This window comes from Microbacterium mcarthurae (genome assembly GCF_046064585.1).
Lineage (GTDB): Bacteria > Actinomycetota > Actinomycetes > Actinomycetales > Microbacteriaceae > Microbacterium > Microbacterium mcarthurae.
Window position 1 is genome coordinate 82,191 of the sequence record NZ_JAROCE010000002.1, and the last position, 26,224, is coordinate 108,414.

Sequence of the window (26,224 nt, forward strand, 5' to 3'; positions counted from 1 at the left end):
CGTGTTCGATTGGGCCAGCAAGGGCAGTCCGCGTGACACACGAGGCTGCGCGACGCCCGACAGCGTCGCGGGTGCGGTCCGATGTCAACGCCGATCCCTGTCGTCCAGCCTCAACCGCGCGGTTCGTCGAGCACCCACGTCTTCCGCATACAGGAGGGTCGGAGTCGGGCATACGATGGCGAGATCCGGGCGCCTACAGGGGGAAGCATGCGGCTCGAAGAAGTATCCGTCGCCAACTATCGGTCCATCATGACTACGTTCCACGTGCACGATTTGACCACGCTCATCGGCCCTAATAACGAGGGGAAATCTAACCTCCTCCGCGCCCTGGCCCTAGGAATGCGCATAATTCGCTCCTGGAGTCAACTACCGGAAGATTTGGCGCAGAGCGGTGAACTGTCGGGTCAGCGCGTCACGTTGATATATGGAGTCAATCCCCGCATAGAGCGCGGAGACCCAGATGTCGACCTCCCATTCAACTGGCAGCAAGATTATCCGCTCAGCAAACAAAGCTCGCGGTCAACACGACCGACAGAAATACGGATGAAGTTTGTCCTGGACGAAACTGAACGCGAAGAATTTAAGGCGCAAACTGGACTCCAAATCAATGGCGACCTTCCGATCGTCCTACAGCTCTCCCGCACCAGCACGTCCATAGGAATACTCAAACAGGGGCCGAGCGGTTCCAAGTACCAGGCGAATGCTCATAAAATAGCAACCTTCATTGCCCAACGAGTTACTCACGTACTGGTTCCTGCCGTTCGGACTATGGAGCAGGTGCGCAACATCCTCAATGAGCTTGCCAACATTCGCTTGTCCGCTTTAGCGGAATCCAACGAATATAAGTTGGCCATCCAGCAGGTGAATGAGCTTCGCAAGGCGGCAGTGCAAGATGTGCAGAAAGACCTTCAAAGTTCCATTTCGACCTACCTCCCCACCATAGACTCCGTGGAGATCACGACACGCAATTTTCTTCAATCCGACTCAATCGGCGACATACTGATCGACGACGGCTCCGCCACTCTTCTTTCACAGAAGGGAGACGGCGTCAAAAGCCTCTTCGCCCTCGCACTGATACAGCGTCTCGCACGAGAGCGACTCGACGATGCGAAAGATAGTTTTATTCTGTTGGTGGACGAGCCGGAGGCTCATCTACATTCAAAGGCAGTACACGATCTCCAACTATTGTTCACAAAATTGTCACAGCGCCAGCAGGTTATTCTCGCTACCCACAATTCAGTCTTCGTGAACCGCGAGGTTGTGGAGGCGAACATCCTCGTCCAGAAGAATGCCGCCTCCCCCGCGAGGTCCGTTAGCACTATTAGAGACACGCTTGGAATCCAGCTCGCAGATAATCTCGACTCCGCTGAAATCGTTGTACTCACTGAGGGAGTGACTGACGCAGAGATCATTCCTTCCGTACTGAAGCATGTGCAGAGCACCACTCAGGAGGACTTGTTGACAGGCAGGATTGTGTTCAAGCCAACCACCGGCGCCGGGAAGCTTCGCTCACACCTCCAGCGCGAGAAGTCGACTGGCTGCCGAATCATAGTTGTCCTTGACAACGACAAGGCGGGAGAAGACGAAGCGGCACTCCTCATCAGCCAGGGGTTTCTGGACCAGAAAAGTGTTTTCATCCTGCGCAACGCCGGTCACAAGCCTTCCGAGATCGAGGACCTAATTGACCCAGGCGTCTATCTTGATGAGATCAGCTCACTGTTTGGTCGAACCTTCAAGGCCTCTCATTTTGCTGACCCTAAAAGAAAATGGGGCGACAAATTCACCAAAGCAGCTGACGCACTCGGTGTCGCGGGCGACCAGAGCGAAAACCTCAAGAGCGCGAAGATTGCCGTTTCGAAGGCCGTTCGAGCGGCGGTATCCAACCCTGCAAAAGCGACGGCTATGGTCGGATTTGAAGCGCTTCGATCTTCGATCTGGCAGCCGTAGACTGCTCCGAAACCCCGGCAACGAGCCGATCCGCCGGGCAACCAGAATAACGCGTCGCTCCCCGAACGAGCGAAGGAGCATCTGCCCGCAAGCATCAATGCGCTGCCATTTCAAGACTATCAATCCTCAACGGATGGCGTGGCTGAACTGGCGCTGGATCAGAGCGAATGTGTGGCCAAGGAGGATGACGACAGGATGCAGGGAAGCGCGAAGGACGATGAATCGAACGTCGACGAAGCGGCTCGACCCAACTGGGACCTCCTGTTCAAGTCGCCAGCCCTACTTGAATCCTTCGAGGCCGAACGCAACGGCGTCACTCTGCTGACGTTCCCCCTGCGCGAGGCGGCAGCGTCCGAAGGAGACGCGCTCGCCAAGGAGGCCTTGGAGGCACTGAGCGCCATCGCCTCGCTCTACGTCATTCCAGATGACTGGAACCGTGGCTACGGCCCTATGTACCAATCCGGGGAAGGCCGGACATTCGTACCCACCGACCTGACCGACGAGAGCGTGTCCTTGCTGGAGGACGTCGTAGAACACGTGCCTCACGACCTCCTTCGCGCTCGCGTGCATGACGTTTTGGCCATTCGCGTCGGTGGCCGCGCCCGAATGGATCACATCCACGCCCACCTCCACCTGCTGCTTCGTGTCGGTATCGCTTCCGAGCGGTGGTTTGGTGAACGCGACATGTGGGACCGTGCGATAGAGACGGCGAAGCGCTTTGGTAAGTCCACGAGCACGGAGCTTGCAGGTTTCCAGAAGGAACTCCTGCGCAATCTCCTCGATGAGCCGATCGAGGACTACTTTCAAGTACAGTTGGCGGACGCTCTTTCGAGGCACGGCCTCGGCCGTTCACGAGCCAAAGACATCGCTCGCCGTCTCCAGGACATCGGAGATTCATTTGCGGATGACGCAGACAAGGCACGGATTTACTACGAGGGCGCCGGGGACTGGTTCGGTGCCGACGGCGACATGGACGCCGGCGGAGCGGCATACGCGACGGTCATTCAGTCCTACATTGCGGAGGCGGAAGCGCTCGCAGGTGAGAAGGACGGGAACTTGGCCCGTGCGGGCTATCTGCTGGAGCGCGCGCTTCGCGATCTTCGTAAGATCCCTCGCGCCGATCGCGACAAGCTCGGCCTCAGTGACACCGCATCTATGTTGCGCCGCCGGATCCGCGAGGTAGGCGTGGCCGGACTCGGCAGCATGCACCGGTACGAGTCGGACCCGGTGGACCTAAGCGAAGCTGCACGGGAAGCGAGAAGGCAGGTCTCTGGCCTCGAACCCGAGAAGGCGCTGCTGATGTTTGCGCTGCTACACGACTTTGCATCGTTCTCGCACAATCGAGCCGACGCAGAAGAACGCCTAAAGCGGCACCCCTTCACAGCCCTATTCTCGCTGACGACCTACTCAGCAGACGGCCGGGTCGTGAAGCGCTCCGCCGGCTCAGGTGGCACGCCGGTCTTCGGCGTTGACCCAGCGGTATGGCGACAGATGGTCCAGGCGCATGTCCTCCGCATACAACTGCTCGCAGCGGGACGACTCTGGCCTGCCTTCGAGACGCTGACCAACGAACATCACCTGACCGTCGGCGACTTCATCGCCGTCACGGCGGGATCTTCGACCGTGCCACTCGATCACGTCAGACAGTTCGCGCGCGGGCTGTATTACGGCTACACCGGAGACTTCTCCACCGCCGCCCAACTCCTCACACTTCAGATCGAGCACTTCGTTCGTCACCATCTGCAGAACTCAGGCGTACTCACGACCACGCGCACGGAGGAGGGCGTCGAGAACGAGAAGGGACTGTCAAGCTTGCTTGAGAGTGAGAAGGTTGACGAGATCTTCGGTGCTGATCTTGCTTACGAGCTTCGCGTCCTTTACCTCGATGCCGCCGGCCCAAACCTCCGCAACGAAGTCGCCCACGGTCTGCTCAGCGACGGGACCGGCGAAGGGGCGGAATCGCTATACACGTGGTGGCTCGCGCTCCGGATCGTCTTTCTGCAGTTCTGGAACCGGAGCCACGACACAGGAACAACGGCGGCGTCAAAACCCGCAGAGCCTTCCGACGACGCTACCGGGCCGGCCTAGACTACTCAGCAATCACGGCCAGCGACTCTGAGAGCCGGATCGGACGCGGCACGGAGAACGCGCACGCGCGGCCTCATCGCCTTCGTAGGGTTCGAATGCCGTCGCGTACCTTCATTTTGCGGAGGGTGTGGGATTCGAACCCACGGGACATTTCTGCCCACTGGTTTTCAAGACCAGGTCCATCGGCCGCTCGGACAACCCTCCCGACCGTGCGAGTCTACCCAGCCGCGGCTCGAAGCACGGCGCGTGCCGACTCCGGCGTCGGAGCCGACCGCGCTCCCGGCGGGCCGATACCGCAGCGGGACCTGCGGGCGCTTCTCCGAGACGGGAGCCGTTCGCAACCGTGCGCCCACGCGCGGCGGGACGGCTAGCGTCGGGGGATGACGACGCACCGCGGGTCCGTGGCATCCTTCTTCCTCCGGCTCGGCAAGAAGGTGTGGGTGCGGGCAGCGCTGTTCACGCTCATCGGGATCGCCGTCGCCCTGGTAGCCGGATTCGTCGGGCCGCTCCTGCCGTTCAGCGTCACGATCGACCTCGGCCAGAACGCCGTCGGCTCGCTCCTGCAGATCATCGCCACGGCGATGCTCACCGTGAGCACGTTCTCCGTGACGGCGATGGTCACCGCGTTCTCGTCCGCCACCACGACCGCGACACCGCGGTCCACTCCCCTGCTGATTACCGACACCACCTCGCAGAACGCGGTGTCCACCTTCGTCGGAGCGTTCACCTACTCGCTCGTGGGCATCGTGGCGCTGTCCACCCCGTACTACACCGAGCAGGGGCGGACGATCCTGTTCGTCGGGACGCTCGTCGTGATCGCCATCGTCGTGGTCACGCTGCTGCGGTGGATCTCGCACCTGTCGACTTTCGGACGGATGGCCGACGTGATCGACCGCGTCGAGAAAGCGGCGAGCGCGGCTCTCGAGATCCACGCCACCTCGCCCGCGCTCGGCGCGCAGGTCTTGCGCGCCGTGCCCGTGGGAGCCCGAGCCGTGCACGCCGACCGGGTCGGCTACGTCACCTACCTCGACGTCGCCGCGCTCAACCGGGTGGCAGAGGACCGCGACGTGCGCATCTACGTCGAGGCCACACCCGGCCGGGTCGCCGACGCGCGCATCCCGCTCGCCCGCGTCTCGGGGGCGGTCGACGACGACCTCACCACCGCGGTACGCGCCGCCTTCCGGATCGAGAATCACCGCACCTTCGAGCAGGACCCCCGCTTCGGCGTCATCGCGCTGACCGAGATCGGCAGCCGCGCGCTGTCTCCGTCGACGAACGACCCCGGCACCGCGATCGAGGTGATCGCGGCACTGCAGCGCGTGCTGACACGCGCGATCGCCATCGAACCCGACACCGAGGTGCGCTACGCGCGCGTCTTCATCGCGCCTGCCGAGCTGCGCGACCTCGCGGCCGACGCCTTCCGTCCGCTCGCCCGCGACGGGGCGCCGCACATCGAGGTGCAGGTGCGCTTGCAGAAGTGCCTCGCCTCGCTCGCGGCATCCGCTCCCCGGCACGCGGAGGTCTTCCGGGATGCCGCCCGCGCGGCGTTCGAGCGCAGTCGGCGCGACCTCGACCGGACGGACACGAGCACGCTGAAGGCGGCGATCCGGGAAGCGTGGGCGGGAATCTAGAGCGCGCGCAGCACCGCGGCGACGGTGCAGCGCGAGACGAGCCCTCCCGCCCACACGCAGACAGCGGCGGCTCCGAACCCGTGAGTCCGGAGCCGCCGCCGCGTCACGATCAGCCGAGTGGACCGTAGGCTGCCGGCGTGGTGCGGGCGTGGGACGCCTGCTCGAAGCCGTACGCCAGGCCGAGAAGCGACCCCTCCGCGAAGTCTCGACCGAGGAACTCCAGGTTTACGCCCCCGGTCGAACCTTCATCGATGGTTCCCTGCCCCATCGGGACGGTGACCGCAGGCAGACCGGTGTTCGGGCTCAGGCGCATGTTGGTGCCGATCGTGCCGTACGGGTTGGCCGTCGGATATACGAGGGCGTCCAGACCCTGGTCGTTCAGGAGAGCAGTCATGATCTCCTTCCCCTTCGCCAACTGGAGCGTGTGCGAACCCTGCGGACCCGCCCAGGCCTGATATGCCTCCTCGGTCACAGCGGCGCGCGTGCCGTACGGGTTGGTCGCGCGGCCCGGCACGATGTTCGGGGACTGCGAGATCGCCAGCAGGCTGTTCGTGGTCACCGCCGGGTTGAGGTACTTCGCGATGTAGTCCTGGAGGTCGTGGCGGAACTCGGGTCCGCTTCCGCTGCCCTCACCGACGATCGCCGCGAATCCGTCCGGCGCAGCAACCTCGACGAGTGTGGCGCCCTGCGCCTCGAACGTCTCGCGCGCCTCGGCGAAGAGCCGCTGGGTGATGGGGTTCGTCCCGACCATCGACGAGATGTACCCGATCTTCTTCCCCTTCAGCGAGTCCGCGTCGAGGAACGCCGTGTAGGTCTCGGGGATCTTCCCTGCCGAACGCGCTGTGACCGGGTCGCCCGCGTCTTCGCCCACGACGGCGTCGAGGGCAACCGCCGCGTCGAGGACCGACCGAGCCATGGGCCCCCCGGTGTCCTGCGACAGCGCGAGCGGCACGATGCCGTCGCGGCTGGCCAGACCCACGGTCGGGCGGACACCCACGAGCTGGTTGTAGGTCGAGGGGATCCGAATCGAGCCACCGGTGTCGGTTCCGAAACCGATGCCGGCGAGGTTGGCCGCGATTGCAGCACCCGTGCCCCCGCTGGATCCGCCCGAACTCTTCGTCGTGTCGTACGGGCTCGACACGGTCAGGGCGGTACCGGCGGGCTGGAACGCCGACCACTGCGACGAGAGGTTGATGGCGAACTCGTCCATGCTGGCCTTGGCGACGATGACAGCGCCGTCGGCGCGCAGACCCTTCACCATGGTGGCATCCGTCGTCGTCTGGTTCTCGTTCCAGCAGCCGCAACCGGCCGTGGTCGGCATGTCGACGGTGTTGTAGTTGTCCTTCAGCGCCACCGGGATGCCGAGAAGCATGCTCGTCATGCCCTTTTCGGCGCGGATCGCGTCGGCCGCTTGTGCGGCCTTCAGAGCCACGTCGCTCGTCGTGATGATCGAGTTCAGCGCACGGCCGCCTTCCTGCCGCACGACCTTGTCGTACGCGGCGATGCGGTCGAGATACTGCTGCGTGAGCTGAACCGAGGTCAGCACACCCGCGTTCATCGCGGCCTGCATCCCCACCGTGTCGGCCTCGACGATTTCGAAGGGGCCGTCGTCGTAGATGATCCGCTCCGAGAGCAGGGCCAGATCGGATGCCGTGATCGCGGCGTCATCGTCGAGGTCGAGATGCGCGACCTCGGCCCAGCTGGCGCCGCCGGAGGTCTCACCGATCTCACCGGCGAGCACCTCGAGGTCAGCGGTGGTGACCTGGGAGTCGCTCGTCACGTCGAGCTCGGTGTAGTACGGCGCTAGGAAGGGAGCCGCCGTCGGCGCGGGGGCCGGAGCGGCCACAGCAGCCGGAGCGACGAACGCCCCGGCGGCGACCACGCCGACGGTCGCGGCGATGGCCAGTGCACGGCGAGACAGCGGGGTCATGAGCGTTCCTTCACGAGTCGTGGCAGACGGGACGAGCGAGATCATTCGCGCACCCCCTGTCGGCGGCGAGCGACGAAGACGGCACCCGCGGCGATGAGGGCGACGCCGGCGGCACCCGAGATGAGCAATGGGGTGGCGTCGACACCGGTGGTCGCGAGGTCGTCCGGACCGCTCGCGGCGGGCGCGCTCGACGCGGACGGCGAGGCGGTGGCCGATGCCGTGGGCGTCGCGGACGGCGTGGGCGTCGGCGTCGGTGTGGGGAGGGCGACGATGTCGACGGTTTCAGACGCCACAGCGGTCTGAGTCACGGTTTCGCTCGTCGATGAGACCAGGCGCACCGACGTCAGCTCGACACGCGCAGCGCCGGAGCCCGTCGCGCGCAACGGCACCGTCGCCAGAACGACCTCACCGGACAACCCCGGTGAGGTTCCCAGTCGGGTGTGCGACACGGTGATCGTGCCGGGGCCGTCCACCGCCGAGGTGAACCCACCGGCCGGCCCGGCCGGCGTCTCACTCGCCGACGCGAGCACGCCCTCGGTCACGGCGAACACCAGGTCGAACGCGTAGACATCGCTGACGCCCGTGCCGATGACGGTGGCGATGAGGGTGTCCCCCTCCGTCGCATCGGTGGGAGTCACTTCCAACGTGAACGTCGCGGCGGGCGGAGCGGCGTGCGCCGCGGGTGCGGCCGCGAGCGGCCCGAAGAGGGCCAGGGCCGCGATCAGTGCGACCCTCAGGCGGCGAGCCGCTTTCGGGGGTGAAGCGGGGACGTGTGCAGACATGCGCGATTCGAGCTCCTCGGCATAGGGCGAGCGCGACCGCAAGCCGCACGGGTCTTCGGCTCGGGATCGCTGGGGTGCCCCGACCATGGCAGGTCAGCATGTCAGACAAGTTACGCGGCGTTTCCGGAGCGTGTCGGCGGCGACGACACGCGGGGACAACGGTGTCAGACGGCCGCTGGGACGCGCGTCTCGACCGAACCGGAGCGGGTGCATGCGTCGAGACGTCCTTTACCGGAGGCCGGCATGCTCACGAAGACGGTGCGAGTCTGCCCAGCCACGCGCCCACGCCCCGCAAAAGCACACGATCGGCGCTGACAGGCGGGGAAGCCGTGCCCGGTGGGTGGGCGGGACCTAAAGCGCGCGCAGCACCGCGGCGACGCCGCCCTCGGTGACCGACAGGCCCACCTCGCCGGCGGCCTCGTGCACCTCGGGCGGGCCCTGCTGCATCGCGATCGCGCGCCCGCCGTGCGACACCGCCCACTGCATCATCTCGATGTCGTTGCGACCGTCGCCCATGACGAGCACGTTCTCGGGGGCGATGTCGAGCCACGCGCGCACGAGCTCGAGCGCGGTGGACTTGTTCACCCCCTGCGGGGCGATGTCGAGCCACGCCGTCCAGCCGATCGCGTACGACACTTGGCTGAGGCCGATGCGCTCCACGAGCTGGAGGAAGTCCTGGTCGGTCTTCTCGGGCGCGACGACGACCACGCGGCACACGGGCTGATCCGACAGTTCGGCGAACGAGACCTTGTTGCCGCCCTGCAGGTTCCAGTCGTCCAGGTAGTCGGTGAACAGGCGCTGACCGTCCGGCAGTTCGACGAGGAAGTGCGCGTCGGCCAGATGCTCGCCCAGGAGCGTCAGCACCTCCGTCGGATCGAACGTCTCGACGTGGGCGCGCTCGTAGTCGGTGGCATCCGGTCCGCCCACGCGCCGCATCACGATGGCGCCGTTTGAGCAGACCGCGTATTCGGGATGGATACCGAGGCGCTCCATGACCGTGCGGGTGCTGTCCCAACTGCGACCGGTGGCGAGCATGACCTCGTGCCCCGCGTCCTGCGCGGCGCGCACGGCATCCACGACCCCGGGGCTGAACGAGTCGTCCTCGAGCAGCACGGTGCCGTCGATGTCGAGGGCGATGAGCATGCGCCCGACCGGGGCATCCTCGGCGAGCTCGGCGACGACGTCGGCCGCCTCGTGCTGAGGTGACGCGTCGACGTCACCGATCCGCGGCAGGGCGGCCTCGTCGGTCACGCGATGGGCTCCATGACCTCGAGTCCGCCGAGGTACGGGCGGAGCACCTCGGGCACCGTCACCGATCCGTCGGCGCGCTGGTGCGTCTCGAGCAGGGCGACGATCCACCGGGTGGTCGCGAGCGTGCCGTTGAGCGTCGCGACCGGCTGCGTCTTGCCGCCGTCGGCCGGTCGGAACCGCGTGTCGAGGCGGCGCGCCTGATACGTGGTGCAGTTCGAGGTGCTCGTGAGCTCGCGGTACGCGCCCTGGGTCGGCACCCAGGCCTCGATGTCGAACTTCCGCGCGGCGCTGGAGCCGAGGTCGCCCGCGGCGACGTCGATCACGCGGTAGGACAGGCCGAGGTCCTGCAGCATGCCCTCCTGCATCGCGACGAGACGGTCGTGCTCGGCCTCGGCATCCGCGGGGTCGGTGTAGACGAACATCTCGAGCTTGTTGAACTGGTGGACGCGGATGATGCCGCGGGTGTCCTTGCCGTACGAGCCGGCCTCGCTGCGGTAGCACGTCGACCACCCGGCGTACCGCTTGGCGCCGCGCCCGAGGTCGAGGATCTCGTCCATGTGGTAGCCGGCGAGGGGCACCTCGCTCGTACCGACGAGGTACAGGTCTTCCTCGTCGAGGTGGTAGACCTCGTCGGCGTGCTGGCCGAGGAAGCCGGTCCCGCGCATGACCTCGGGCCGCACGAGCGTCGGCGGGATCATCGGTGTGAACCCGGCCTGGAGCGCCCGGTCGAGCGCGAGCGTCATGAGCGCGAGCTCGAGGCGGGCCCCGATGCCGGTGAGGAAGTAGAAGCGACTGCCCGAGACCTTGGTGCCGCGCTCCATGTCGATGGCGCCGAGCTTCTCGCCCAGGGCGAGGTGGTCGAGCGGCTCGAAGTCGAATGTCGGCACGTCGCCGTGGGTGCGGAGCGTGAGGAAGTCCTCCTCGCCGCCGGCGGGAACGCCCTCGAGCACGATGTTCTCGATCTTCGCGAGGGCCTCTTCCGCTGCTTCCTCGGCGGCGGTCACCGCATGCTGTGCGGCCTTGACCTTCTCGCTGAGCTCTTTGGCCTCGGCCACGAGCGCGGGCTTGTCCTCCTTCGGGGCCTGCGCGACCTTCTTGCCGTGCGCGTTCTGCGCCGCGCGGAGCTCCTCGAACTCGGTGATGCGCTTGCGGCGCTCCCGGTCGGCGTCGATCGCGGCGTCGACGGAGTCGGGCGACTCCCCGCGGGCGATCTGGGAGCGCTTCACCAGCTCGGGATCTTCACGCAGCAGAGTCAGGTCGATCACGCGTCCATCCTACGGTCGCGCCCCGCGGCATCCGGCGCCGTGCCGCTGGAGGGCCCACGCGTCAACCCCGCCCGATCGACCGGGTTCGCGGGCGGTTCCGGTCCTATGGTGGATGCCATGGCCGACCCCGAAGAACCGCGTGACGACGCGGACGCCCCCCAGCAGGACTCCGCCGTCTCGGGAGAGGCCGCGCAGGACAAGGCGGCCTCCGAGGGATCGGAAGAAGACTTCCATGACGCGAGCCTGAAGGGCGAGGACGACGGCGACACCGTCTCGGACAACCCCGACCCCAAGAGCGCGGCCGAACCCGACGACGTCATCCGCGAGCCGGAGGACGTCGAGCCCGACTCCTCCGAGGCCGAGTCCGGAGAGGCCAAGCGCGTCTCGCCCGACGGCGACGACGCGCCCATGGACGCCGAGCCGACGACGAAGAAGCGCGCAGCGCTCATCTACAACCCCACGAAGGTGGCCCCCGAGGTGCTGCGCCCCCGGGTCAGCGAGCTCGCCGCCGAGGCTGACTGGGCCGAGCCGCTGTTCTACGAGACCACCGTCGACGACCTCGGTGACGACGCAACCCGCGCCGCCCTCGAAGAAGAAGTGGATGCCGTGCTCGTGGCCGGTGGCGACGGCACCGTCCGCGCCGTGGCCGAGGCGCTGACCTCCACCGGCATCCCGCTCACGATCGTGCCCAGCGGCACGGGCAATCTCCTCGCGCGCAACCTGAACCTGCCGCTCGACGACGCCGACACGATGATCCGCGCGACCTTCGAGGGCAAGGTGCACCCCACCGACACGGGCATCGCCCGCATCCGTCGCGCCGACGGCACGGTCGAGGAGCACGGGTTCGTCGTGATGGCGGGCATGGGCCTGGATGCCGCGATGATCCAGAACACCCGCCCCGAGCTGAAGAAGTCGGTGGGGTGGGTCGCGTACGTCGACGGCGCCGCGCGGTCGCTCGTGAACGCCAAGCCGTTCCGCGTCATGTACCAGCTCGACGGCCACCGTCTGCACTCCGCGAAGGTGCAGAGCGTCCTTTTCGCCAACTGCGGCGCTCTCCCCGGCGGCGTGGCGCTGATCCCGGATGCCTCGATCGCCGACGGCGTCCTCGACGTCGCCGTCATCCAGCCCGCGGGTCCGCTGGGCTGGCTCGGCGTGTGGCGCAAGATCTGGTGGGACAACTCGGTGCTGCGTCGGTTCCGCGCCGGGCGCAGGGTGCTCGAACGCCGTCGCGACTCGTCGGTGCGCTACCTGCGCGGCACCGGCATCGAGCTGGCCACCGCGCCCGCCCAGCCGATCGAGCTCGACGGCGACGAGTTCGGTGAGGCGACGCGCATCTACACCCGCATCATCGAGGGCGGCCTGGCAGTGGCCCTTCCCGCCGGCCACGACACGTCCACGCTGTAACCGCCGCACGCCCGCCCGCCGGGCGGCGGCGCGCGCGGCGCGGCGGGGCGGGACGGGGCGTGTCAAGCCCGGCGGGGGGCGGGGGTGGCTGGATAGCGTCGGGGGATGGGTTCACCGTCTCTTGTGTGGTTCCGCGACGACCTGCGGCTCACCGATCACCCGGCACTGCGGGCGGCCCTCGATCGGGGCGAACCGATCATCGGGCTGTACGTCCTCGACGACGAGTCCGACGGGGTGCGTCCCCTCGGCGGGGCGGCGAAGTGGTGGTTGCACCACTCGCTGGCATCCCTCGCCGAACGCCTCGGCGACCGGGGTTCCACCCTGATGCTGCGACGAGGGCGCGCGTCCGACGTGCTCCCCGCGGTGGTCGACGAGACCGGAGCGGGTGCGGTGTTCTGGAACCGCCGCTACGGCGGGGCCGAGCGCGAGATCGACCGGGGCATCAAGGAGAGACTGCGCGACGACGACGTCACGGTCGCGTCGTTCGCGGCGAACCTGCTGTTCGAGCCGTGGACCGTCCGCACCGGCGCTGACAAGCCCTACGGCGTGTACTCGCCGTTCCGCCGGGCGGTGGAGAAGATGCCCGCGCCGCGCGCGCCGCTCCCGGAGGCGCGGAAGATCCCGGGGCCGTCGAGCAGGCCGGACTCCGACGACCTGGACGCGTGGGCGCTTCTGCCCACCACACCGGACTGGGCGGGTGGTCTCCGGGAGACGTGGGAGCCCGGCGAGCCCGCAGCGCTCGCGCGGCTCCGCGAGTTCCTCGACGACGACCTCGGCGACTACGCCTTCTCGCGCGACGCGTTCGCCGGCGGAGCGACATCGAACCTGTCGCCGCGACTGCGGTGGGGAGAGATCAGCCCCTACCAGATCTGGCACGCGACGCTCGAGCACCGCGGGTCGGGGAAGCACGCCGAGTCGGCGACCGGCTTCCTGTCCGAGATCATCTGGCGCGAGTTCGCGTGGCACGTGCTTTTCCACTCCCCCGATCTCGCGACCGTAAACTGGCGCCGCCAGTACGACGACTTCCCCTGGCCTCGGCTGAACCGCGCGCACCTGGAGAAATGGCAGCGCGGCGAGACCGGGATCGCGGTCGTGGATGCCGGGATGAAGCAGCTGTGGCACACCGGGGTCATGCACAACCGGGTGCGCATGGTCACGGCATCCTTCCTCACCAAGAATCTGCTGATCGACTGGCGCCTCGGTGAACAGTGGTTCTGGGACTGCCTGGTCGACGCGGATGCCGCCAGCAACCCGTTCAACTGGCAGTGGGTCGCGGGGTCCGGGGCGGATGCCGCGCCGTACTTCCGCGTGTTCAACCCGGAGACTCAGCGCGAGAAGTTCGACCCGCACGACGAGTACATCCGGCGATGGGCGCCCGAGCATCTCGACGGCGGAGCCCCCGAGCCCATGGTCGACCTGAAGCAGACACGACAGCGCGCCCTCGACGCGTACGACCGGGTGCGGCACGGCGGCTGATCACCCGCACTCGGAAAGGGGCGCCACCCGAAGGCGGCGCCCCTTGTCACGGGATTCGTCAGTTGACGCGGGAGTCCGCCGCGTCGTCCTCGTCGTCGTCCCCGGGGATGAAGACGTCGACGACGGTGACGTTGATCTCGGCGACCTTCATGCCCACGAGCTCGGTGATGGCCTGGTGCACGGCGGCGCGAACGTTCGAGGCCACGCGCTGCAGCTGCTCCGGGTAGTCGACCTGGATCGCGATGTCGGCGGCGACCTCGGTCTCGCCCACCTCGACGGAGACGCCCTGCGCGTAGTCCTTGGAGCCCACGGCCTGTCGGATGTTTCCGATCACGCGCGCCGCGCCGCCGCCGAGGGCGTGCACGCCGGGAACCTCGGCCGCGGCGATCCCGGCGACCTTGGCGACCACGGCATCCACGATGACGGTCGAGCCGCCGTCCTTCGTGGGCGTGACGGGGGTGGTGGTGGCGGTGGTGTTCTGAGCCATTGCGCTTCCTTCCGTGATCTGCGGAACCGGATGTTCCGCGAAGTCACAGTGGAGACGTGCCGGGCCGGCGGTTCGTCACGCGTCTTCGACTGAGAGATTCCTGAGCGTCGCCGGGCGGCCCTCACTCGTCGAAGAATCCCCCGAACGGCACATCCAGGTTGCCGTCGTCACGCTCGTCGTACATGACGGTCTCGACCGAGAGCGCCACTTTTGTGCCGGGGGAGAAAAGAATGCTCACCTGCCGGTTGCCGACGGCGATGAACGAGACGAACCGCCCGCCGAGATCCACGGCGGTTTCGATCCTCCTCCTCAAATCTTCGAGGTCCTGGCCCTGGGCCAGCGCGAAGACGGCGTCGTTGACGGCCATCTGGGTTCGAACCATGGTCTGTGCCCCACTCATGGGCGTGACGGTAGGGCCGTGCGGGAAAGGGCCGTGAGGGGGTTGCGGTGGGTGCACGATCGGAATACCCGGCATCGCGGAAGGGTTGACTCCAGAGTGACCGACGCGATCCCCTCCCTCTCCGTCCTGGACCTCGTCCCCGTGCGCTCGGGCCAGAGCAGCGCACAGGCCGTGGCCGCGTCTCTCGATCTGGTGGAGCGCGCCGACCGGCTCGGGTATCGCCGTTACTGGTTCGCCGAGCATCACAACATGCCCGCGGTCGCGTCGACGGCGCCGCCCGTGCTGATCGCCGCGGCGGCCGCCCGCACGTCGCGCATCCGGGTGGGGTCGGGCGGAGTCATGCTGCCCAACCACTCCCCGCTCATCGTGGCCGAGCAGTTCGCCGCGCTCGAGGCCCTCGCCCCGGGCCGTATCGACCTCGGCATCGGTCGCGCTCCCGGTAGCGACCCCGTCATCACGCAGCTGCTGCACCGCTCGGGCACGACGAGCGATGTCTCACGCTTCCCCGACCACGTCACCGACATCCTCGCGCTGACCTCCCCCGAGGGCGCCACGGTGCGCTTCACCTCCGGCACCGAGTACCAGGTGAAGGCGACACCCCTGGCATCCGGGATGCCACAGGTGTGGCTGCTGGGGTCGAGCGACTACTCCGCGCAGCTCGCGGCGAGCTTCGGCCTGCCGTATGTCTTCGCGAACCACTTCGCCGGCGAAGGGCTCGACCGCGCCCTGCGCCTCTACCGCGACCAGTTCCAGCCGAACGAGTCGGGTGAGGGGCCCCGCACCTTCGTCACGGCCAACGTCGTCGCCGCCCCTACCGCCGAGGAGGCCGAGGAGCGTGCTCTCCCGCAGCTGCGCATGATGGCGCGGCTGCGCACGAACCGTCCGCTCGTTCCGCTCGAGACGGTCGAGCAGGCGAAGGCCGATCCGTTCGACGCGATGGCCGAGTCGATCATGGCATCCACCCGTCAGAAGTGGTTCGTCGGAACGGGCGACGACGTGCGGTCGCAGCTCGCGGCGTTCGCAGCCCGACACGGTGTCGACGAGATCATGCTGTCTCCCGTCGCCGGGGCGTACGACGGCGAGTCGCTGGAGACCTCTGAGGCTCGGACGCAGACGCTCGAGCTCGTGGCGTCCCCGTCCGCCGTCACCGCCGCCTGAGACGGGCGGCCCCACGGCGCCGCCAGGCGTCTCTCGCCACCGGGTCAGCGCACGGCGTGTCAGAGCGCCGCTTCCTCGGGCGGGCCGCGCAGGATCCCGGCCGGGGGTCTCGCTAGGACTCCGGCTCGCCGCTGAGCAGACCCCGCAGCCAATCCCGAGCCTCGACGAAGACGTCGTCGGAGTACCGCTGCGGGTAGCGCACGATCGCGCGGTCGGCGCGCGCGTAGGAGCCGAGGAAGATCACCTTCGGGCTGAAGCGACGGAGGCCGAGCAGAGCGTCGGCCATGCGCTCGTCGTGCACGTGCCCGTCCGCGTCGATCACGAAGCGGTAGCGACCGAGCGCATCGCCGATGGGGCGGGATGCCAACAGGCTCAGGTTGATCCCCCGCGTGGCGAACTGCTCGAGGAGTTCGAGAAGCGCACCGGGGTGGTCCTCGGGCAGCTCCACGATGAGCGAGGTCTTGTCGGCGCCGGTGGGGGGCGCGGGGGCCACCGTGCGGCTGACGAGCACGAACCGCGTCACCGCGTTCGGGTTGTCGCCGATCTCCTCCGCGAGGACCTCGAGCTCGTGGTGCGCGACGATCCCGGGCGCGGCGATCGCGGCATCCGCCCCGCTCGACCCGTCGAGGACGCCCAGCGCGCTGGCGACATTGCTCGCCGCGGGCAGGTGAGCGTGGGCCGGAACGTGATCGCGGAGCCATCCGAGGCACTGGCCGTAGGCGACGGGGTGCGCGGCGACGAGCGAGACGTCGGCGAGCGTCATCCCGGGACGCCCGACCAGCACGAAGTTGACCGGTACGAGGTATTCGCCGACGATCCGCAGGCCGGGCACGGTGGCCAGAGCGTCCTGCGCCGTCGAGACGCCGCCGTCCACCGAGTTCTCGATTGCGATCATCGCGGCATCCGAGCGTCCTTCGACGACGTCGGCGAGCGCTTCTCCGACGTTGCGCACGGGTCGCCAGATCTGGTCCCGCGCCTCGGGTACCTGCGCCAGGGCCGCCTCGGTGAACGTCCCCGCCGGGCCCAGGTAGCTGTAGGTACGGCGGGCGGGCGGGGTGTCGGTGTCGGGCAGCACGGCGTACAGCCTAGACCGGGGGTGGCGCCGCGGAAGCCTCGGGATCGCCCCCGTCCACGGCCCGCCCCGACCGGGGCCGCGAGGAACCCGCGGCCCACCGCCGGCTACCCCGAACCGGGTCTGGGCACATTCTTGGGATGTTCTGCGCCGCGAATGGGCCGGCGCGTGTGCGCCGGGGCTCCGCACCGGGCAGACTGTGGGCATGAGCAGTCGCGCAGGACAGCCCGCCGAGGCATCCGATCTCATCGACATCGACGAACTGATCGCCGCCTACTACGACCGCAAACCGGATGCCGCGGTGCCCGAGCAGCGCGTCGCGTTCGGCACGAGCGGCCACCGCGGTTCGTCGCTGAGCACGAGCTTCAACGAGGACCACATCCTCGCCACCACCCAAGCGATCGTCGACTATCGCGCGTCGCAGGGCATCACCGGACCGCTCTTCCTCGGGCGCGACACGCACGGCCTGTCGCTGCCGGCGGAGCGCAGCGCCATCGAGGTGCTCGTCGCGAACGGCGTCGACGTGCGCGTCGACTCCCGCGACTCGTGGGTGCCCACCCCGGCGCTCAGCCACGCGATCCTCACCTACAACCGCGGCCGCTCGATCGATGACCCGGGCCGCGCCGACGGCATCGTCGTCACGCCCTCCCACAACCCGCCCCGCGACGGTGGCTTCAAGTACAACCCGCCGCACGGCGGCCCCGCCGACACCGACGCCACCGGCTGGATCGCCGACCGTGCGAACGAGCTCATCGCCGCGGGACTCACGGGCATGCAGCGCACCCGCCACGCCGACATCGACCTCGACAGCCTCGGCCAGTACGACTTCCGTGACGCGTACGTGCGGGATCTGGCATCCATCATCGACGTCGACGCGATCCGCAACGCCGGCGTCCGCATCGGCGCCGACCCCCTCGGCGGGGCGTCGGTGGAGTACTGGGCGCTCATCGCCGAGGTCTACGACCTCGACCTCACCGTCGTGAACCCCGAGGTCGACCCGACGTGGAAGTTCATGACGCTCGACTGGGACGAGAAGATCCGCATGGATCCCTCGTCGCCGTCGGCCATGGCCTCGCTCGTCGCCGCCCGCGCCGACTACGACATCCTCACCGGCAACGACGCCGACGCCGACCGGCACGGCATCGTCACCCCCGACGCGGGCCTGATGAACCCCAACCACTACCTCGCGGTCGCGATCGACTACCTCTTCTCGCACCGCGAGGGATGGCCGACGGATGCCGCGGTCGGCAAGACCCTGGTCTCGTCGATGATCATCGACCGCGTGGCATCCGCTCTCGGGAAGACGCTGCTGGAGGTACCGGTCGGGTTCAAGTGGTTCGTGCCGGGCCTGCTCGACGGCTCGGTCGCGTTCGGCGGGGAGGAGTCGGCGGGAGCGTCGTTCCTCCGCAAGGACGGCACCGTCTGGACCACCGACAAGGACGGCATCCTGCTGTGCCTGCTCGCCGCCGAGATCCTGGCCGTGACCGGCAAGACGCCGTCGCAGCGGTACGCCGAGCTCGAGGCCGAGTTCGGCGCGTCGGCCTATCAGCGCGTCGACGCCCCCGCCTCGCCGGCGCAGAAGTCGGCACTGTCGAAGCTGTCGCCGGAGGCGGTCACCGCCACCGAGCTGGCGGGTGAGCCGATCACCGCGAAGCTCTCGCACGCGCCCGGCAACGGCGCCGCGATCGGCGGCCTCAAGGTGCAGACCGAGTCGGCGTGGTTCGCCGCTCGCCCCTCGGGCACCGAGGACGTGTACAAGCTGTACGCCGAGTCGCTCCGCGGCGAGGAGCACCTGCGCGCCGTGCAGGAGGAGGCCCGCGCGGTCGTCTCCGCCGCCCTCGGCCAGGCCTGACGCATCCCGTGAAGCGGCGCCGTTCCCCCGGGAGCGGCGCCGCTTCTTCGCGGCACGCATGAACGCGATCCGCGCGCATCGGCGAGGGGCACGGCAGGCAGAAACGCGAGTCGGGGCGTCGGGATGCCACGGCCCCGACGCTCCGCGGCCCCGCCTGCCGCGGGCGACGCGCATCCGGCGCATGTCGCGCGACGGGCACGGCACGCATAAACGCCATCCGCGCGCAGAAACACGGTGACAGCGCGTTTACGCACGCAGATCGCGTTTATGCGTGTCGGGCGGTGCGGATGGCCAGCCCCGGGCGGTACGGATGCCGCGGCCCGCCGGCCCCGGGCGGCCCGGAGCTCCGTGGAACGCCGGCCCCGGGCGGTGCGGCATCCGGCACATGTCGCGCGATGGGCACGGCACGCATAAACGCGATCCGCGCGCAGAAACATGGGGACAGCGCGTTTACGCACGCAGATCGCGTTTATGCGTGAGCCGGGGCGTCGGGATGCCGCGGCCCGGCCCGCCGCGGCGCCGCCGGCCCGCCGCAGCCCCGCCGCAGCCCCGCCGGCCCCGGGCAGCGCGGATCCGGCGCACATTCGGCGATGGGCACGGCAGGCATAAACGCGATCCACGCGCAGAAACACGGTGACAGCGCGTTTACGCACGCAGATCGCGTTTATGCGTGAATCGGGGCGTCGGGATGCCGCGACCCCGCTGCCCCCGTGGCGCGGATGCCGCGGCCCCGACGCTCCGTGGAACGCCGGGGCCGTGGCATCCGGGATCAGGCGAGGGTCGCGGCGTCGATCACGAAGCGGTAGCGCACGTCGCTCTTCAGCACGCGCTCGTACGCCTCGTTGATCTGCTCGGCCGAGATGACCTCGACCTCGGGCGCGATGCCCTTCTCGGCGCAGAAGTCGAGCATCTCCTGGGTCTCGCGGATGCCGCCGATCGACGACCCCGCGAAGGAGCGGCGGTTGGTGAACAGCGTGAAGACCTGGATCGGCAGCGGCTCCGGCGGAGCGCCGACGTTGACCATCGTGCCGTTCAGGGTGAGCAGCCCCAGGTACTTCTTCAGCTCGAGCGGCGCGCTGACGGTGTTGACGATCAGGTCGAAGTGGTTCTTCAGCGTCGTGAAGGTCTCGTCGTCCTTGGTCGCGTAGTAGTGGTCGGCGCCCATCGCGAGGCCGTCGTCCTTCTTGCTGAGCGTCTGCGACAGCACCGTGACCTCGGCGCCCATGGCATGCGCGATCTTGACCGCCATGTGACCGAGACCGCCCAGGCCGACGACGGCGACCTTCTTTCCGGGACCGGCGTTCCAGTGGTTCAGCGGCGAGTACGTCGTGATGCCGGCGCACAGCAGGGGCGCGGCCTTCTCGTAGGGGATGGACTCCGGCACGCGCAGCACGAAGTCCTGGTCGACGACGATCTTCTGCGAGTAGCCGCCCTGGGTGACGGTGCCGTCGCGGTCGACGGCGCCGTACGTGCCGATGTTGCCGTTGAGGCAGTACTGCTCCTCGCCGGCGCGGCAGTTCTCGCACTCGCGGCACGAGTTGACCATGCAGCCGACGCCGACACGGTCGCCGACGGAGTACTTCGTCACGTCAGCGCCGACCTCGGCGACCGTTCCGACGATCTCGTGGCCGACGGTCAGCGGGTAGGGCACCTCGCCCCACTCGCCGCGGATGGTGTGGATGTCGGAGTGGCAGATGCCGGCGTAGGCGATGTCGATCAGGACGTCGGCGGGACCGACCGGCCGCCGCTCGATCGTGGTCGGTTCAAGGGGGGATGTCGCGGATGACGCCGCGTAGGCGTTGACGTGCATGAGGCTCCTCACCGGAGGGAATGTCGAACCTCTCCATCCTTCCCTGGTTCGCCGCTCGAGGGGCGAGATCGGTCAACAGGGATGCCGCCGGGCTCGGCGAACGCGTCGCGCGGCGGTTGCGCGACCGTCGGCGAAGTGGCGGATGACGGCCGCGGCAACCAGACTGTCCGGATGGATGCTGTGAACGCCTGGCTGCTGACCTGGGGCGACAACCTGTGGACGTGGATCGTCCTTCCGATCGTCGTCGTCCTCGGCGTGTACTTCACGGTGCGCTCCGGTGTCGTGCAGTTCCGGCTGATTCCCGAGATGTTCCGCACGTTGCGGGATCGGACTCCGCGCACCGACACCGGAGAGCCGCAGTCGATCTCCTCCTTCCAGGCGTTCACGATCTCGGCGGCCTCCCGGGTCGGCGTCGGCAACATCGCGGGGGTCGGCACGGCCATCGCGATCGGCGGCCCCGGTGCGATCTTCTGGATGTGGCTGATGGCGTTCGTGGGTGGCGCCTCCGCCTTCATCGAGTCGACGCTGGCCCAGCTCTACAAGACGCGCGACAAGGACGGCTTCCTGGGCGGCCCCGCGTACTACATGCAGCGCGGGCTCGGTGCGCGCTGGATGGGCGTGCTGTTCGCCGTGATCCTGATCGTCTGCTTCCCCATCGCCTTCAGCTCCCTGCAGGCGAACACCATCCAGGCGACCATCTCCGGAAGCTTCGGCGGCGATGCCGCGGGGTGGCTCCCGGTGGTCATCGGAGCGTCGCTCGCGGTCCTCATGGGGCTCGTCGTCTTCGGCGGCGTCCGACGCATCGCCTCGGTCACGCAGACGCTCGTGCCCGTCATGGCGCTGCTGTACCTGCTCCTGGGTCTCGTGATCGTCGTCATCCACCTCGATCGGCTGCCCGGCGTCGTGGCATTGATCTTCACCTCGGCGTTCGGGCCGAACGAGGTCGTCGGCGCCGCCCTCGGCTACATCATCCTCACGGGCGTCAAGCGGGGCATGTTCTCGAACGAGGCGGGGCTCGGCTCGGCCCCCAACGCCGGCGCCAGCGCGGCGGTGACCCACCCCGTGAAGCAGGGCCTCGTGCAGACCCTGGGCGTCTACTTCGACACGTTCCTGGTGTGCTCGATCACCGCGTTCCTCATCCTCGTCTCGGTTCCCGATCTCGCGGGCGCCGAACGCGGCATCGGGCTGACGCAGGGGGCCGTGGTCGACGCGCTCGGCAGCTGGTCCAACGTCCTCCTGGTCGTGATCATCTTCCTGCTGGCATTCAGCTCGATCCTCGGCAACTACTACTACGGCCAGACCAACATCGAGTTCATCACCTCGAACCCGTCCGTGCTGCTGGGCTACCGACTGTTCGCCATCGCGGCCGTCTTCGTCGGGGCGCTCGTCTCGGCGGACGTCGTCTGGAACTTCGCCGACGGGGCGATGGGCTTCATGGCCATCGTCAACCTGGTCGCCATCGCGCTGCTCTCGGGCGTCGCCTTCAAGCTGCTGAAGGACTACACGCAGCAGCGGCGGGAGGGCCTGGACCCGGTCTTCACGCAGGCCCGGCTCCCCGGGCTTCGCGGCGTCGAGGTGTGGGAGAACGAGCTGGCAGTCACGGGTCCGATCGATCTGCCGACGTCGCGGCGACGCTGACCGCCCGCGGCCTCGACAGCCGCCCCAGCCCTCGGCAGCGCGAACGACGGGGCCGCCCCGATCGCCCGAAGGCGACCGAAGCGGCCCCGTGATCGGAACTCAGGCCTGCGAACGGCGCCGACGCAGGAGCACCAGCCCCCCTCCGGCGAGGATCAGGAGCACCGCGCCGATGGACGTGGCCGCGACGCCGCCGGCGTTCAGACCGGTCACGGCGAGACCGCCCGACTTCGCTCCGGTCGCCCCGCTCGAGGAACCGGATCCCGGACCCGCGCCGGCCGAGGATCCTCCGCCGGTCCCGGCACCGTCTCCCGAGCCACCGCTCGAGCCACCGCTGCCACCGGTTCCGGTGCCATCGCCCGGGTCGACGGATGCCGCGACGGGAACGATCTCGCCGGAGCGCGCGGCGCTCGCGGTGAAGCCGTCCGCCTCGGCGGTCACTTCGACGGCGATTCGGCGCCCCTCGTCTTCGGCGGCGAGCGCATAGGCATCCGTGGTCGCCCCGGGGATCGGGGCTCCGTCGCGCAGCCAGACGTAGGCCAGCGCGGCGTCGTCCGGATCCGTGGCGACGGTCGCGCGCACGGTCGACCCCACGCGGGCCTCGCCGGTGATCACCGGCGTGTCGATCCCGACCGTGCGGGCGATGGTCACCGTGTAGGTGCGCTCGGTCCCGTCGGGCGCGGTGACACGCACCGATCCGATGCCTTCGGCTTCGGCCGGCTGGGTCACCACGACGCTCGCAGCCTCGTCGACGGCGAGGGCGTAGAGCGTCGGCCACGCGGACCCCGTCGAGGGGACCGTGTAGTCGAGGACGTCGGAAGCGAAGTCCTCGATCGGGACGTCGCCCACGCTCAGGCGCGCGAGGTCGGCGATTCCGGCCGGCGCGGGCGAAGCAGCGAAGATCTCGACCTCCGACACGATCATGTGCGTCTGCGACCGGGCGTTCAGGACCACACGCACCTCGTCGGCCGCGGCGCCCACCGGCACCTCGACTAGGGGTGCCCCGGTCGCGGGCGCGGGCACGCTGACCACGTCACCTTCGATCCACTCGCCGCCTTCGACGCGGTGATCCACCCGCATCGACTCGGGCCAGCTGAGGCTGCCGCCGTCACGGTAGAACTGCACCGACACACCGGTCACGGTCTCGCGCTGGGCGAGGTCGTACGTCAGGGTGTCCTGGGCGTTCTTGCTCCCCGACCTCCAGTTCGACCAGCCCTTGTCGGTCGAGCTGCCGTTGATGGTGTTGGTGACGCTGTACTGCGCACTTTCGGTGAAGGTCGCTGACGGCGTGCTCTCGGGAGCGACGTTGCGCTCCGAGGCCGCGGTGACGATGACCGTCAGCTCCGCGTCCAGACGCTCCCCGCTCGGCCCGGTGGCGACACCCGCGACCGTCACGGTACCCGGCTGCGCGAAGGCGGCGTCGGTCACACCGTCCCAGACCCACTCGACGGGAATGCGGAAGTCCGCGCCCGAGGGGCTCAGCTCGGCTCGCACGCTGTCGCTGGCCAGCCCCTTCACCGTGTCGACCGCACTGCCGGCGGGCACGGTCACCGAGGCGGGCCGAGTGGCCGTGTACGCCCCGATCTCGACCGTCGCCGTGGCCTCGAACGCGGTGCCGAAGAGATCGGTGCCGGTGCCACGCACCTGGACGGTCCCGGGCTGCGACCAATCGAACCCGTCGACCTGCCACGTCACCGCGGCGTCGCGCAGCACGCGTCCGGCGTAGCGCACCGTGACGTCGCCGGGCAGCGTGGGAACGACGCCGACGGCCGTCGCCGCCGAGACGGGCTCGGTCCCCACGATGCGGGCGCTCGCCACCCGCCACTGCTGGTTGCCCCCGCCGTTCGAGGTCCACAGCCCCACCGACGCGCCCGGTGTCGTACTGGCGCCGTTGACGTCGAGCACGCGCTCGGCCGCGACGTTGAGCACCGAGAAGTACGTGCCGTCGGTGGTGGACGCCATCCACTGCAGTGCGGGATCCGCCGCTGCCGTGGCCGGGTCGGCGTTCACCAGTCTCGTGCCGCCCTCGAGCGTGCCGAGGAACGCACCCTCACCGTTCTGCAGGGTGAAGCGGTGGCGGTTTGTGCCCTCGCCGTCGATGCTGCGCACGGTCCAGGTCTGCGCCCGTGCGGCGTCGACCGTCGTGGCGGGGGCGGCGATCGTGAGGTCCGCGCTGGCATCCAGCGCCAAGCCGCTCTGCAGGCCCGTGAGCTGTACCGTGTCGCCGTCGCGGAACGCGGCGGCGTCGTCGGAGACGCCCGAGACGCCGTCGATCACGAACGTCGTGACGGACTTCGCCGGCACGGTGACGACGGCGGTCCGGGATGCCGCGTTCACAGCGACCTTCGCGCCCTCCCGGAGCGCGTTGACGGACGGCTGCTCCGCGGTCGACTCCGTCGTGACGATCGGGGTGACGGTGGCGTCCGGGGCGACGGTTCCGAAATCGCGGAGGTCGATCTCGATCGTCCGATCGGCGGCTTCGGAGTTGACATGGACGATGGTCGCCCCCTCACCGTCGGCCTCGAGCGCAGCGGTCGATTGCGCGTTGTCGGTCGCCATCAGCCGATCGCCGGGCTGGATGTAGTGCGTGAAGTTGCGCACCGTGTTGAACTTCTCGTTCGTCAGCACCTGGCACGACGGGTCGGCGTCTCCGTCGGCGATGCGGCGGAGCGAGTTCCCTTCGGCGTTGCAGTCGAAGTCGATGAAGACGCTGCCCCAGTTCAGCTTCTCGACCTTCTCCATGTTGTAGAGGTCTTCCACGGGCTGCCAGAACACCCACGCCTCGGGTTCGAGCTCGCGCAGGTCGCCGACGATGTGCTGCGCCATGCCCAGACCGTTCTCGATGTCGTTGGTGACGAAGCCGCGGCTCTGATCCGTCCAGTTGCCCTCGACCTCGCTCATCCACAGCGGCTTGCCGGCGGCCTTGGCGATATCGCGGACGACCTGTCGCCCGCCGGTGCCGTAGGTGTGCACGTTGAGCTGGTCGACGAGGTCTTTGGACTGCGCCGACCAGGTGTTCCAGTTCGTGGCGAAGATGCCCGGGTTCGTCTCGTCCATCGCCGAGATGACGGCATCCGTCGTCGTGCCCGGCTGCGCGAGACGGCTCGCGAGGGCCTTGACCATGGCATCCTGCGCCTGTGGCCCGATGTGCGCGCCCTCCTGGCGCCCACCGGTCGGCCACGTCGCCCCGTTCGGGATCTGGGTGGACCAGTAGTTCGTGTTCGGCTCGTTGAACGGGTCGATCGTGTCGAATTGGATGCCGTGCTCTTTCTCGAGCTCATCCACGACCGTGACGAGGTACCCGGCGAACTTCTCCATGTCGGCGGGAGCGAGCTGCTCGCTCGTGGCGTTGTTGATGCCGCCCGAGACGTATCCGCTCTGCGTGAGGAAGTACGGCGGGGAATTGCTGAACGCCTCCCAGTGGGTGACCTTGTCCTTCAGGGCGTCAAGCCACCACCGCTGCGCGGAGTCGGCGTCGAAGTCGTAGTGGGCGGGGTCGTCGGGGTTCCACGCGGCCTTGTACCGCGCGCGGTCGGCGTAGTTCGAGGTGATCTCGCCCTGCGTGTCGGTCGCCGGGAGGTCGGGGTTCCAGAACCCGGGGACCGCGCCGCCGGGCCGCAGGTAGGGCGGCACGTCGGAGGCGTTGCCCCCGCCGATGTTGTAGCGCGCGATGTTGAGGTTCAGCCCCTCCTCGCCGAAGACGGCGTCGAAAAGCTTCTGTCGCACGTCGGCGGGGTAGTTGCCCGTGGCATTGGCGAACCAGACCAGGCTCGTGCCCCAGCCTTCGAACGGCTCCGCCGCGGAGGCCGGGTTGGGGGTGATGCGAACGGTGGCCGTGGATGCCGCCTCCGCGGGGGCGGGGGCGACCGAGGCCGTGGCGGCGATCCCGCCGGCTGCCAGGGCGGCAGCGCACGTCATCGACAGCAGTCGAGCTGACTTCATCGTCATTCCGATCCGGCCGCAGCGTTGCGGCCCTCGAGGAGGGGAGATGTTGACGTCAACATGTTGACGTCAACATCGAACCTAGCGGACGAGC

General features: G+C 68.5%; 17 protein-coding genes and 1 tRNA gene. 8 read left to right on the top strand and 10 right to left on the bottom strand.

Features of this window, described 5'->3' with window-relative positions; all coding sequences use genetic code 11:
• Positions 1-207: 207 nt before the first annotated feature.
• Both P5G46_RS07055 and P5G46_RS07060 read left to right on the top strand, forming a co-directional pair.
• Positions 208-1,947, top strand: a complete 1,740-nt coding sequence (locus P5G46_RS07055) for an ATP-dependent nuclease (protein WP_408905320.1) — start codon at positions 208-210, stop codon at positions 1,945-1,947.
• 138 nt (positions 1,948-2,085) lie between these two features.
• The gene (locus P5G46_RS07060; protein WP_408905321.1) at positions 2,086-4,035 is read left to right on the top strand and encodes a DUF7380 domain-containing protein; all 1,950 of its coding nucleotides are present in this window, start codon (positions 2,086-2,088) and stop codon (positions 4,033-4,035) included.
• A gap of 119 nt (positions 4,036-4,154) precedes the next feature.
• Here the strand turns inward: P5G46_RS07060 and P5G46_RS07065 are convergent.
• Positions 4,155-4,239 (bottom strand) — tRNA-Ser (locus P5G46_RS07065).
• 176 nt (positions 4,240-4,415) lie between these two features.
• Here P5G46_RS07065 and P5G46_RS07070 point away from each other — a divergent pair.
• Complete coding sequence (locus P5G46_RS07070) at positions 4,416-5,666, top strand: DUF2254 domain-containing protein (RefSeq protein WP_408905322.1); 1,251 nt, start codon at positions 4,416-4,418, stop codon at positions 5,664-5,666.
• A 109-nt stretch (positions 5,667-5,775) separates the two neighbouring features.
• Here P5G46_RS07070 and P5G46_RS07075 read toward each other — a convergent pair whose 3' ends face one another.
• From P5G46_RS07075 to serS, 4 genes are all read right to left on the bottom strand, one after another.
• Positions 5,776-7,596, bottom strand: coding sequence for an amidase family protein (locus tag P5G46_RS07075; RefSeq protein WP_408905323.1), 1,821 nt, complete (start codon positions 7,594-7,596; stop codon positions 5,776-5,778).
• 41 nt (positions 7,597-7,637) lie between these two features.
• The gene (locus P5G46_RS07080) at positions 7,638-8,378 is read right to left on the bottom strand and encodes a cohesin domain-containing protein (protein ID WP_408905324.1); all 741 of its coding nucleotides are present in this window, start codon (positions 8,376-8,378) and stop codon (positions 7,638-7,640) included.
• 351 nt (positions 8,379-8,729) lie between these two features.
• Complete coding sequence (locus P5G46_RS07085; RefSeq protein ID WP_408905325.1) at positions 8,730-9,629, bottom strand: HAD family hydrolase; 900 nt, start codon at positions 9,627-9,629, stop codon at positions 8,730-8,732.
• Positions 9,626-10,894 carry a serine--tRNA ligase gene (gene serS / locus P5G46_RS07090; RefSeq protein WP_408905326.1) on the bottom strand — a complete coding sequence of 423 codons (1,269 nt, stop codon included), beginning with the start codon at positions 10,892-10,894 and terminating at the stop codon, positions 9,626-9,628. The genes P5G46_RS07085 and serS overlap by 4 nt, the downstream gene beginning before the upstream one ends.
• Positions 10,895-11,011: 117 nt before the next feature.
• Here serS and P5G46_RS07095 point away from each other — a divergent pair, with 117 nt between their 5' ends.
• Both P5G46_RS07095 and P5G46_RS07100 read left to right on the top strand, forming a co-directional pair.
• A complete protein-coding gene (locus P5G46_RS07095) occupies positions 11,012-12,298 on the top strand; it encodes a diacylglycerol kinase family protein (protein ID WP_408905327.1) in 1,287 nt (428 codons plus the stop codon).
• 105 nt (positions 12,299-12,403) lie between these two features.
• Positions 12,404-13,774, top strand: coding sequence for a cryptochrome/photolyase family protein (locus P5G46_RS07100; protein ID WP_408905328.1), 1,371 nt, complete (start codon positions 12,404-12,406; stop codon positions 13,772-13,774).
• Positions 13,775-13,832: 58 nt separating this feature from the next.
• Here P5G46_RS07100 and P5G46_RS07105 read toward each other — a convergent pair whose 3' ends face one another.
• Positions 13,833-14,261 (bottom strand): Asp23/Gls24 family envelope stress response protein, encoded by a 429-nt coding sequence (locus P5G46_RS07105; RefSeq protein WP_239276669.1) that lies wholly within the window; start codon positions 14,259-14,261, stop codon positions 13,833-13,835.
• A 121-nt stretch (positions 14,262-14,382) separates the two neighbouring features.
• Entirely contained in the window at positions 14,383-14,628 is a 246-nt protein-coding gene (locus P5G46_RS07110) for a hypothetical protein (RefSeq protein WP_408905329.1), read from the bottom strand.
• A gap of 129 nt (positions 14,629-14,757) precedes the next feature.
• Between P5G46_RS07110 and P5G46_RS07115 the strand changes: the two genes are divergently transcribed.
• A complete protein-coding gene (locus tag P5G46_RS07115) occupies positions 14,758-15,819 on the top strand; it encodes an LLM class flavin-dependent oxidoreductase (protein WP_408905330.1) in 1,062 nt (353 codons plus the stop codon).
• A 112-nt stretch (positions 15,820-15,931) separates the two neighbouring features.
• On the opposite strand, the gene pheA is transcribed toward P5G46_RS07115, so the two are convergent.
• Positions 15,932-16,894, bottom strand: coding sequence for a prephenate dehydratase (gene pheA / locus P5G46_RS07120; protein WP_375095182.1), 963 nt, complete (start codon positions 16,892-16,894; stop codon positions 15,932-15,934).
• A gap of 202 nt (positions 16,895-17,096) precedes the next feature.
• Here pheA and pgm point away from each other — a divergent pair, with 202 nt between their 5' ends.
• Complete coding sequence (pgm, locus tag P5G46_RS07125) at positions 17,097-18,743, top strand: phosphoglucomutase (alpha-D-glucose-1,6-bisphosphate-dependent) (RefSeq protein WP_408905331.1); 1,647 nt, start codon at positions 17,097-17,099, stop codon at positions 18,741-18,743.
• A 769-nt stretch (positions 18,744-19,512) separates the two neighbouring features.
• Here pgm and P5G46_RS07130 read toward each other — a convergent pair.
• On the bottom strand, positions 19,513-20,553 hold the full coding sequence (locus P5G46_RS07130; protein ID WP_408905332.1) for an NAD(P)-dependent alcohol dehydrogenase: 1,041 nt from the start codon (positions 20,551-20,553) through the stop codon (positions 19,513-19,515).
• A 171-nt stretch (positions 20,554-20,724) separates the two neighbouring features.
• Here P5G46_RS07130 and P5G46_RS07135 point away from each other — a divergent pair, with 171 nt between their 5' ends.
• The gene (locus tag P5G46_RS07135; RefSeq protein ID WP_239276677.1) at positions 20,725-22,191 is read left to right on the top strand and encodes an alanine/glycine:cation symporter family protein; all 1,467 of its coding nucleotides are present in this window, start codon (positions 20,725-20,727) and stop codon (positions 22,189-22,191) included.
• A 99-nt stretch (positions 22,192-22,290) separates the two neighbouring features.
• On the opposite strand, the gene P5G46_RS07140 is transcribed toward P5G46_RS07135, so the two are convergent.
• The gene (locus P5G46_RS07140) at positions 22,291-26,130 is read right to left on the bottom strand and encodes a glycoside hydrolase (protein ID WP_408905333.1); all 3,840 of its coding nucleotides are present in this window, start codon (positions 26,128-26,130) and stop codon (positions 22,291-22,293) included.
• Between the last annotated feature and the right edge of the window lie 94 nt (positions 26,131-26,224).

Bases quoted from the DNA above. Each gene is read 5' to 3' on its own strand.
- P5G46_RS07055 (WP_408905320.1), top strand. From the start codon at position 208: ATGCGGCTCGAAGAAGTATCCGTCGCCAACTATCGGTCCATCATGACT.
- P5G46_RS07070 (WP_408905322.1), top strand. From the start codon at position 4,416: ATGACGACGCACCGCGGGTCCGTGGCATCCTTCTTCCTCCGGCTCGGC.
- P5G46_RS07075 (WP_408905323.1), bottom strand. From the start codon at position 7,596: ATGACCCCGCTGTCTCGCCGTGCACTGGCCATCGCCGCGACCGTCGGC.
- P5G46_RS07080 (WP_408905324.1), bottom strand. From the start codon at position 8,378: ATGTCTGCACACGTCCCCGCTTCACCCCCGAAAGCGGCTCGCCGCCTG.
- P5G46_RS07095 (WP_408905327.1), top strand. From the start codon at position 11,012: ATGGCCGACCCCGAAGAACCGCGTGACGACGCGGACGCCCCCCAGCAG.
- P5G46_RS07100 (WP_408905328.1), top strand. From the start codon at position 12,404: ATGGGTTCACCGTCTCTTGTGTGGTTCCGCGACGACCTGCGGCTCACC.
- P5G46_RS07105 (WP_239276669.1), bottom strand. From the start codon at position 14,261: ATGGCTCAGAACACCACCGCCACCACCACCCCCGTCACGCCCACGAAG.
- P5G46_RS07110 (WP_408905329.1), bottom strand. From the start codon at position 14,628: ATGGCCGTCAACGACGCCGTCTTCGCGCTGGCCCAGGGCCAGGACCTC.
- pgm (WP_408905331.1), top strand. From the start codon at position 17,097: ATGAGCAGTCGCGCAGGACAGCCCGCCGAGGCATCCGATCTCATCGAC.
- P5G46_RS07130 (WP_408905332.1), bottom strand. From the start codon at position 20,553: ATGCACGTCAACGCCTACGCGGCGTCATCCGCGACATCCCCCCTTGAA.
- P5G46_RS07135 (WP_239276677.1), top strand. From the start codon at position 20,725: ATGGATGCTGTGAACGCCTGGCTGCTGACCTGGGGCGACAACCTGTGG.
- P5G46_RS07140 (WP_408905333.1), bottom strand. From the start codon at position 26,130: ATGAAGTCAGCTCGACTGCTGTCGATGACGTGCGCTGCCGCCCTGGCA.